Here is a 9,623-nt window from a genome sequence, read left to right as displayed (position 1 = left end):
CGTGCAGTGGGTGTGGCGCGGGGGACCCGCCGCGCCGTCCCCGCGGGGGATACCTTCCCCGGGGGGAAACTAAAGGGGGTGCGACCGTCCGAGCGGTCCGGCGTCTGCCGCTTATACACATCAAGAGGTGTAAAAGAGCCAGCCACGGGACCGCGCAAGAGCGTGGCCCGCCCCCTCCCCTCCCCGCCCCGCCGCCCCGTGCTGCAGGTCGACGACCCGGGCCTGCAGACCCTCGTCGAGGACCGGGGACGCCACGGGTACGGCGACCTGGGAGTCCCCGGATCCGGTGCCGCCGACCTCGGCGCCGCCCGGGCCGCGAACGATGCTGTCGGCAATGCACGCGACGCCGCCGTCCTGGAGAACATCGGCGGGCTGGCACTCACCGCCCTGGTCGACACAGTGGTCGTGGTCACCGGGGCGGAGGCACCTGTGAGCGTGCACCGCCGGCCCGGCACGACACACCCGGGCCGACCGGTGCCGCAGGGAACCCCTGTCCTGCTGACACCCGGCACACAGCTCACCGTGGGGCCGGCGACACGGGGGCTGCGCAGCTATGTCGGTGTCCGCGGCGGCGTGGTCACCGCACCGGTCCTCGGATCCGCGTCCACGGACCTGCTCTCCGGACTCGGCCCCGCGCCCCTGACGCCCGGCGACCTCGTCCACGCCGGGCGCCCCTCCGGGACAGTCGCACCGGTAGCCGCCTCACCACGTACCGACGGGGTACTGCGGGTGGTCCCGGGCCCCCGGGACGACTGGTTCCCAGGAGGCGTCCGTGCACTGACCGCCACACGGTGGACGGTCAGTCCCGCCTCCAACCGGGTGGGGATCCGCCTCGCCGGAGACCGCCCCGTCGTCCGCGACCGTGACGGGGAACTGCCCAGCGAGGGCATGGTCCCCGGATCTGTGCAGGTCCCCCCGGACGGGCTTCCGGTGCTGTTCCTGCGGGACCATGCGGTCACCGGGGGTTACCCCGTGATCGCCACCGTCGTCCCCGGGGATCTCGACGCCGCAGCCCAGCTGGCACCCGGCAGCACCGTCACCTTCAGAGCCGTCAACCCGGACCCCGGCACCACCGACAGAATTCCCCAGGAGAAACCATGACCCTGCACACCGTACTCATCGCCAACCGTGGGGAGATCGCCGTCCGCATCGCCCGCGCGGCCCGCGACCTGGGCATCCGCTCCGTCGCGGTGTACTCGGAACCTGATGCAGGGGCACTGCACACCCGGGTCGCCGACGAGGCCTACGCCCTGCCGGGGTCCACCTCGGCGCAGACCTACATGAACATCCCCGCACTGCTCGACATCGCGGCCCGCGTCGGAGCGGACTGCCTCCACCCCGGCTACGGGTTCCTGTCGGAGAACGCGGACTTCGCCCGCGCCGTGACCACGGCCGGTCTCACCTGGATCGGACCGGACCCGGAGACCATCGACACCCTCGGCGACAAGATGGCGGCCCGGCAGCTCGCCGAGTCGGTCGGGGCCCCTCTCGCCCCCGGTACCTCCGAGCCCCTGACCTCCTGGGAACAGGCCCGCGACTTCGCCGCTGAGCACGGCCTGCCGGTGGTCGTCAAGGCGGCCTTCGGCGGCGGCGGTCGCGGACTGAAGATCGTCACCAGGGAAGACGGTCTCGGTGCGGTGGAGGACGCCTTCGCCTCGGCCGGCCGTGAGGCGGGCTCGGCGTTCGGCCGCACCGAGTGTTTCATCGAGAAGTTCCTGGAGAAGCCCAGGCACGTCGAAGCCCAGGTCCTCGCGGACAGGCACGGGCATGTCTCCGTGGTGGGTCTGCGGGACTGCTCCACCCAGCGCCGGTTCCAGAAACTGGTCGAGGAGGCCCCCGCCCCCTTCCTGACCGGGGGGCAGCGCCGGCAGATCACCGAAGGTGCGCGTTCAATCTGCGCGGCGGCAGGGTACGTCGGCGCCGGGACAGTGGAGTTCATTGTCGCCGATGACGGCACGGTCTCCTTCCTGGAGGTCAACACCCGGGTCCAGGTCGAGCACCCGGTCACCGAGGTGACCTCCGGGGTGGACATCGTCGCCGAACAGTTCCGCATCGCCGCCGGTGAGCCCCTGAGCTGGATCGCCGCAGGCGGGGCCACGGACCCGGAGACCTCCGGTCACGCCTTCGAGTTCCGGATCAACGCCGAGGATGTCGCCAACGGTTTCGTCCCTTGTCCCGGCACGGTGGACAGGTTCGAGGTGCCGACCGGACCGGGTGTCAGGGTGGACGCCGGAGTTGTCCCCGGCTCCCGGGTCCCGGGATTCTACGATTCAATGCTCGGCAAGTTGATCGTGTGGGGCCCCACCCGCGAGGTGGCGCTGCGGCGGGCGCGCGCGGCACTCGACGAGTTCCGGGTCAGTGGCGTCCGCACGGTCCTCCCGTTCCACCGTTCCATCGTCCGGGAGCCTGCCTTCGTGGCAGCCGACGGGAACTTCGGCATCTACACCGACTGGGTGGACACCTGCTGGTCACCGTCCTCCGCTGTCGCCGGCGCGGGCAACGGCGACAAGGTGGAGGACGCCTACGTCGAACGCACGGAGATCTCCGTGGAGATCGACGGCCGGCTGCACCGCGTCGGGATTCCGGCCGGGGCGCTCGGTGCGGTGACCGTCGCTGCCGAGGCTCCCGGTGCGCCCGGTGCGGTGACCGTCGGCGCCGGGTCCGTCGGTACCGGTGCGCCCGGCGCGGGGTCCCCGGTACCCTCCCCTTTCGCCGGCACTGTGGTGGAGTGGAAGGTCGCCGACGGTGCGCAGGTCAGCGAAGGTGAGACGGTGGTGACCGTCGAGGCCATGAAGATGGAGAGGGCGGTCACCGCTCCGGCGGCGGGAACACTGCAGATCATCCGGGACGCCGGTGACACCGTCGCCTCGGGTCAGCCGCTGGCGGTCATCGTGGAGGAGTCCGCCCGGAGGTGACGGCTGTCCCGACCCCGGTACCGGGGAGCCCGATACACTTGTCACCATGCGTGCTCTCAGTGTTGCCACGGCGATCCGTCGCGCCGTCTCCGCCGGGGAGTACTTCCCCGGGGAGAAACTCAACGAGGTGACGACGTCCGAACGGTTCAGCGTCTCCCGCAACACTCTCCGGGAGGGTTTCGCTCTCCTCGACGCCGACGGCATCATCGAGCGCATCCCCAACCGCGGAGTGTTCATCGCGTCCCCGACCCCCGACAGTGTCAGCGACCTGTACCGTGCCCGTGCCGTCATCGAGCCCGCCGCCCTGTGGTGGGGGCCTGACCTGGACACGGCCGCCCTCGATGCGGCCGTCCGGGACGCGGAGGACGCCGTCTCCCGGCAGGACTACTCCGCAGCAGGTCTGGCGAACCAGAGGTTCCACCGTGCGGTGGTGGCGGCGGCCGGATCACCGTTGCTCGACGACGAGACCGACCGGCTCCTCGCCCGGATGCGGCTGGTGTTCCTGCAGGCGGAGAAGGTCCGGCACGATTTTCACCGGCAGTTCGTCCCCGTGAACCGGGAAATAGCCGACCTCGTGTCCGGCGGGAGGAGGCAGGACGCCGCGACCCGCCTCCGGGAGTCCCTGACCGAAACCGGTCTCCAGCTCAGGGAGCTCGTGGAGACGGTGGGCGGGAACAGGCGGCTGCCGGCACCGTCGTGACCACGGTCCACGACCGTCGGCCGGCCCCTGTCAGAGAGAGGCCAGGTGCCGGGCGACCGCCTCGTGCACCGTCGCGTCATCGGCCACCGCCGGCACGGTGATATGTGCGTCATGTCCGTGGTCGCGGTTGAACTGGTCGACAACTTCGAGGGCGTGCTCGTTGCGCGCCCAGGCACGTCGGGCCACACCACCCATGACATCCCACAGCATCGCACTGCTGATGATGCGGTCCACCCGCTCCGACCCGTCGAGGAGCATGCCGAAACCGCCGTTGATCGACTTGCCGATACCGGTTCCGCCACCGTTGTGGAGGGCGACCAGGCTCATGCCCCGGGCGGCGTTGCCCGCGAAGCACTGGACGGACATGTCCGCCATGACGTTGGACCCGTCCCGGATGTTCGAGGTCTCACGGAACGGGGAGTCCGTTCCCGAGACATCGTGGTGGTCCCGACCCAGCATGATCGGCCCGACCTTTCCTTCCCGGACCAGTTCATTGAACTTCAGGGCGATGCGGATCCTCCCCTCGGCGTCCTGGTAGAGGATCCGGGCCTGCGTGCCGACGACGAGCTGCGCGTCCTCGGCGTCCCGGATCCAGTTGTAGTTGTCACGGTCCTGGTAGCGGCGTTCCGGGTCGATGGCTTCCATGGCGGCCAGGTCAGTGGTGTGGAGGTCCGCCGGATCCCCGCTCAGGCACACCCACCGGAACGGGCCGTAACCGTAGTCGAACAGGTGGGGGCCCATGATGTCCTCGACGTACGAGGGCAGGACGAACCCGTCCTTGTCGTCGACACCATTCTTCGAGATGGAGGTCTCCCCGGCGTCGAAGACCGCCTTGAGGAAGGCGTTGCCGTAGTCGAAGAAGTACGATCCCCGCTTCACCAGGGCGTCGATGAGGTGGTAGTGGTGACGCAGGGTGCTGTCGACCAGCGTCCGGAATTCTGCGGGGTCCTCGGCGATCATCCTGGTCCGCTCCCCGAAGCTGAGCCCCTGGGGGCAGTACCCGCCCTCGTAGGGGACATGGCACGAGGTCTGGTCCGACAGCAGGTCGATCCTGATGTCCCTGTCCAGCGCGTACTCGAGCAGGTCGACGATATTGCCCTCGTAGGCGATGGAGATGGCGGTGCCGGAGTCCAGGTTGTCCTTCGCCACGGAGAAGACCTTGTCGAGGTCCGGGGAACTGACGTCCACCCATCCCTGGTCCAGACGGGTCTGGATACGCGAGGGGTCGACTTCCGCGATGACGCCGACCCCGCCGGCGAGCTTCATCGCCTTGGGCTGCGCACCGCTCATCCCTCCGAGACCGGAGGACACGAACAGCCGTCCGCGGAGATCATCCTGCTCAGGAATTCCGAGGAACAGCCTCCCTGCGTTGAGGAGGGTGTTGTAGGTGCCGTGGACGATTCCCTGCGGACCGATGTACATCCACCCTCCGGCGGTCATCTGTCCGTAGTTCGCCACCCCCATCTCCTCGGCGATCTCCCAGTCCTTCGGGTTGTCGAACTCGCCGACCATCAGCGAGTTGGTGATGATCACGCGGGGAGCGTCCGGACGGGAGGGGAACAGTCCGAGGGGGTGCCCCGATTCCATCACCAGCGTCTGTTCCCGGGTCAGGACGCCGAGGTAGTGACTGATCAGCCGGTACTGCATCCAGTTCTGGCACACCGATCCGGTCTCTCCGTAGGTGACCAGTTCATAGGGGTACAGCGCCACCTCGAAGTCGAGGTTGTTGTCGATCATCACCTGGAAGGCCCTGCCTTCCAGCGTGGCCCCCGGGTACTGGTCCACCGGCCGGCCCCAGATCCGACCGGCCGGACGGAAACGGTAGCCGTAGATGCGCCCGTAGGTGGTGAGCTCCTCGAGGAACTCCGGGATGATCTGGTCGTGCAGTGACGGGTCGATGTAGCGCAGTGCGTTCTTCAGTGCCGTCTCGGTCTGAGACGGTGTGAGCCGGAATCCGCGCGAGGGGGCCCGTCGGATGCCGGGTTCGAAGTCCGGCATCTCGGGCAGTTCCGTGATCAGCGGTGCGGTGTAGGCGGCGGTCGCGGTGGAGTTTGTCATGTCCCGTTCCATTCTTTGTCTTGTACTGCCTGGGGGTGTGTCCCGGTGTCCGGGATCGCTATATGTCGAGTGCTCTGACCAGGGGAACTCCTGCCCGGTAGACGATGTGGTCCCTGCTCGGGGCGTCCACCACGGCAAGGTCGGCACGGCTGCCCGGCGCGATCTTTCCCACGTCGGCCCGGCGCAGTGCGCGTGCACCGCCGGCCGTGGCGGCCCAGAGTGCCTCGTCCGGGGTCATCCCCATCTCCCGGACGGCGATGGCCATGGCCATGGACATCGAGTTCGAGTAGCAGGTTCCCGGGTTGCAGTCCGTGGCCACGGCCACGGTGATTCCGGCGTCGATGACCCTGCGTGCGTCGGGGTAGGGCTGCCTGGTGGAGAACTCCACCACCGGCAGGAAGGTCACGACCGGTCCACCGGAGCCTGCCGCCTGTGACAGCAGGTCGATGTCCGCGTCGGTGAGGAAGGTCGCATGGTCGACGGACGCCGCCCCGAGTTCCACCGCCAGGCGTGGGCCGGGCCCCGGGCCCAGCTGTGCACCGTGCACCCTCAGTCCGAGGCCGTGGTTCCGGGCGCTTTCCAGGATCTCCCGGGACTGGTCCTCGTCGAAGGCGACGGGAGAGTGGGGCTCGCAGAAGACGTCACCCCATCTCGCCGAGGGGGCACACGCCTGAGTCATGGCTCCTGCGACCAGGTGGACATAGGCGTCGGGGTCGTGCCGGTACTCTGCCGGGACAACATGACCCCCGAGGAAGGTGACTTCCCCGGTCACCTCGTGTGCGATTCCCAGCAGACGCTTCTCCTGGGTCGTGTCCAGTCCGTAGCCGCTCTTCACCTCGAGCAGGGTCGTTCCCTGTGCCCGGGCCTCACCGACGAGACGCCGCGCCCGTTCCCGCAGGGCATCGTCCGTGGCTGACCTCGTCGCCGCGACGGTGGAGGCGATTCCTCCGCCGTCGTAGGCCGCGCCCGCCATCCGCGCCGTGAACTCCGCGCTGCGGTCCCCGGCGAAGACGATGTGGCTGTGGCTGTCGACGAACCCCGGAATGACGGCTCTGCCGCCCACGTCCACGGTCCGTTCGGCGTCCGGTGCGGTGGCGGCGGTTCCGGTCCAGGTGACGGTGCCGTCCTCGACCAGCACGGCGGCACCGGGGATGACGCCGAGGTCCCAGTCCGGCCCGTCGTTCGTGACGAGTTCCGATATGCCCGTGATCAGCGTCGTGGTCCCGGATGTTGCCCCGGTTGTTGTCCCCGTTGTTGTCACAGTCAGCTCCTCAGCTTTCCGATGATGGAATCCAGTCCGTCGCAGGGGTCCTCCACCCCGGAGACCACGCCGTCTTCGGCGACGAGGTCTCCGCCGACGAAGACCCGGCGTACCTGCGCTGCGGTGGCGGTCTGCGGAATCCTGTCCGGCAGCACTCCCGTCAACTGCAGGGAACTGTCGTCCACCTCCACCCAGTCCGCGAGGGAACCGACGGCGATCCTTCCTGCTTCGGGCCATCCGGCTGCGGGTTGTCCGGCCCCGGAGAGCATGGCGACAAGATCTCGGGGGGCGAGGTTCTCCCTGCGCCTGCTGCGCAGGCGTTCGTGCATCTCCGCGCTCCTGACCTCACGGAAGGGGTCGATGAGCACGTTCTCGTCGGAGCCGATGCACATCGGTACGCCGGCATCTGCCAGCCGCAGCACCGGTGCTATACCGTCGGCCAGATCTGCCTCCGTCGACGGGCACACGCACACTGTGGCCCCGTCGTCCGCCAGGATCCGGACATCGTCGTCGGTCAGGTGCACGGCGTGCACGGCAACCGATTTCGGCGTCCAGGCCCCTGCCTCCCGGAGCAGGCCGGTCGGGGTCAGCCCGGTGTGCTGCAGGCATGCCTCGTTCTCCGCCTCCTGTTCCGACAGGTGGACGTGCAGGACCGTGTCCCGCTGCCGGGCCCAGTCGGAGACTGTCGCCAACTGTTCCCGGGGGACGGCACGCACCGAGTGGACTGCCGCACCCAGTCTGAACATGTCGTCGTCCGGAATCGGGTTGATCCTCTCCGCCCAGCCGGCTGCGTCACCGTCGGAGAACCGGTTCTGCACTCCTTCCGGTGCCGCGCCGAATCCCGAGGAAAGGTAGCAGGTGTCCAGCAGGGTCAGTCTTATCCCCACCTCCCGGGCCGCCTGCTTCAGTGCCAGGCCCATGATGTTGGGGTCCTGGTAGGGGGTGCCGTCGGGCTGGTGGTGGACGTAGTGGAACTCGGCGACGGAGGTGTACCCGGCGGCGAGCATCTCCGCGTAGAGGCTGCGGGCGAGCCGGAGGTAGCTGTCCGGGTCAAGCCGCGAGGCGATGCGGTACATCGTCTTCCGCCAACCCCAGAAGGTGTCCCCGGGGGCTCCCGCTCCCCGGAGGGCACGGTGGAAAGCGTGGGAGTGGCAGTTGGCTGCACCGGGCAGGACGGTTCCGTCCAGCACCGTGTCACCGCTGCGGGGGTCGACGTCGGCGACCACCGAGGCGACTGTCCCGTCGAGGACCTCGACCCGTACGCGTTCAGCGACACCGTCGGGCAGCCAGGCCCGTCGCATCCAGTAGCCGGTAGCGGTCGGAGTTGCAGCCGCCGTGATGGCGGCGGTGGCGGCGGTGGCGTTCTCAGCCACGGGACACCCCCTGCACGGCGTCAGCCTGCACGGTGTCAGCCTGCACGGCGTCAGCCTGCACGGTGTCAGCCTGCACGGTGTCAGCCTGGACGGTGGTCAGCCACCGGTCCACGCTGACCAGGGCACCGGCGAGAGCCTTGACCCCGAGAGCGCAGTCAGACAGTTCGGCATGTTCGGCCGGGGTGTGGGACGCTCCCGTACCGTTCCGGACGAAGAGCATGGACACCGGCACACCGTGGTTCTGGAGGACGCCGGCGTCATGGCCGGCGCCGGTTCCGACCACGGGCAGCTCCTGTCCGGTGGCCTCCGCGGCGCCCTCGGCCACCACCTCCCGCAGCCGGGAGTCGAACCAGGTCCCGGGGGTCCAGGACTGTCTGACGGGGGCGAAGTCGGCGACATCGTCAAGGACCGCCTCCACGGTGTCCTCACCCGGCGCCCGCACATCCAGCGAGGCCGTGACACGCGACGGGATGACGTTGACACCGTTGGGTTCGACCCGGAGGCGCCCGACGGTGGCACTGGCGTCGTGCGCGACCGCGGAGTCCCTCACCGCCAGGACGAACTCCGACGCCCTGACCATCGCGTCGGACCGCCGGTCCATGGGGGTGGTGCCTGCATGGTTGGCCTCACCGGCGACGGTCACCTCCCAGCGCCCGTGGGGCCAGATGTGACTGGCGACCCCGACAGGGGCGTCCAGGTCGCCGAGAGCGACCCCCTGCTCGACATGGAGTTCGATGTGCGCCCCGATCACGGAGACCAGGTCCGGGTCCGCACCGTAGTCTTCCGGGTCCACACCTTCGGCCCGCAGGGCCTCGGACAGGGTGGTTCCTGCGGCATCCCGGCGCGACAGCGCCTCCTCGGCGGACAGACTTCCGGTCAGGACCCGCGAACCGAAGCAGGCTATCCCGAACCGTGCACCTTCCTCGTCGCTGAACACGACGACTCCCACCGGGTGTTCCGGCACGACTCCCCCGTCCTGCAGCAGCTCGACGGCCGCCAGCGCACTGACGACGCCGAGGGGGCCGTCGAACTCCCCTCCTCCGGGGACGGAGTCGAGATGGGAGCCGGTCGTGACAGCGGGCCGGTCGGGGGTGGGGCGTCCTCCCCACCAGGACCAGATGTTTCCGGCCCTGTCGACGTCGACCGTGAGACCGAGTTCACGGCTTTTCGCGGTGAACCATTCCCGCAGAACCCGGTCCTCGTCCGTCCACGCGAAACGTGACCATCCGCCACCGGTGGCCCGGCCGACCGGTGAGATTTCGGCGAGCATTGCCGCCACACGTTGTTCCAGTGCCCTGGTGTCGTCTGTCACCTTG

At 69.1% G+C, this 9,623-nt stretch carries 7 protein-coding genes; 3 read left to right on the top strand and 4 right to left on the bottom strand.

What is annotated here, in order from left to right:
- Positions 1-162: 162 nt before the first annotated feature.
- From BN3906_RS13365 to BN3906_RS13355, 3 genes are read left to right on the top strand one after another with little or no spacing between them, the layout of a single operon-like run.
- Entirely contained in the window at positions 163-1,101 is a 939-nt protein-coding gene (locus BN3906_RS13365) for a 5-oxoprolinase subunit C family protein (protein WP_261797043.1), read from the top strand.
- On the top strand, positions 1,098-2,915 hold the full coding sequence (locus BN3906_RS13360; protein ID WP_066590081.1) for an ATP-binding protein: 1,818 nt from the start codon (positions 1,098-1,100) through the stop codon (positions 2,913-2,915). Before BN3906_RS13365 ends, BN3906_RS13360 begins: the two co-directional genes overlap by 4 nt.
- Before the next feature lie 46 nt (positions 2,916-2,961).
- Positions 2,962-3,615: a GntR family transcriptional regulator gene (locus tag BN3906_RS13355; RefSeq protein WP_066590079.1), complete on the top strand. Its 654-nt coding sequence runs from the start codon at positions 2,962-2,964 to the stop codon at positions 3,613-3,615.
- A 30-nt stretch (positions 3,616-3,645) separates the two neighbouring features.
- Here the strand turns inward: BN3906_RS13355 and hutU are convergent, their stop codons facing one another.
- The 4 genes from hutU to BN3906_RS13335 are packed head-to-tail and all read right to left on the bottom strand — an operon-like array spanning position 3,646 to position 9,619.
- Positions 3,646-5,673 (bottom strand): urocanate hydratase, encoded by a 2,028-nt coding sequence (gene hutU, locus BN3906_RS13350; protein ID WP_066590196.1) that lies wholly within the window; start codon positions 5,671-5,673, stop codon positions 3,646-3,648.
- 58 nt (positions 5,674-5,731) lie between these two features.
- Positions 5,732-6,934: an imidazolonepropionase gene (hutI, locus tag BN3906_RS13345; protein WP_222705290.1), complete on the bottom strand. Its 1,203-nt coding sequence runs from the start codon at positions 6,932-6,934 to the stop codon at positions 5,732-5,734.
- Between the two features lie 2 nt (positions 6,935-6,936).
- Complete coding sequence (locus BN3906_RS13340; RefSeq protein WP_222705289.1) at positions 6,937-8,307, bottom strand: formimidoylglutamate deiminase; 1,371 nt, start codon at positions 8,305-8,307, stop codon at positions 6,937-6,939.
- On the bottom strand, positions 8,300-9,619 hold the full coding sequence (locus BN3906_RS13335) for an allantoate amidohydrolase (protein ID WP_261797042.1): 1,320 nt from the start codon (positions 9,617-9,619) through the stop codon (positions 8,300-8,302). Before BN3906_RS13335 ends, BN3906_RS13340 begins: the two co-directional genes overlap by 8 nt.
- Positions 9,620-9,623 lie beyond the last annotated feature (4 nt).

It is taken from the genome of Corynebacterium provencense (assembly GCA_900049755.1).
GTDB classification, from domain to species: domain Bacteria; phylum Actinomycetota; class Actinomycetes; order Mycobacteriales; family Mycobacteriaceae; genus Corynebacterium; species Corynebacterium neomassiliense.
This window is presented reverse-complemented; position numbering and strand designations above follow the sequence as displayed.

Bases quoted from the DNA above. Each gene is read 5' to 3' on its own strand.
- BN3906_RS13360 (WP_066590081.1), top strand. From the start codon at position 1,098: ATGACCCTGCACACCGTACTCATCGCCAACCGTGGGGAGATCGCCGTC.
- BN3906_RS13355 (WP_066590079.1), top strand. From the start codon at position 2,962: ATGCGTGCTCTCAGTGTTGCCACGGCGATCCGTCGCGCCGTCTCCGCC.
- hutU (WP_066590196.1), bottom strand. From the start codon at position 5,673: ATGACAAACTCCACCGCGACCGCCGCCTACACCGCACCGCTGATCACG.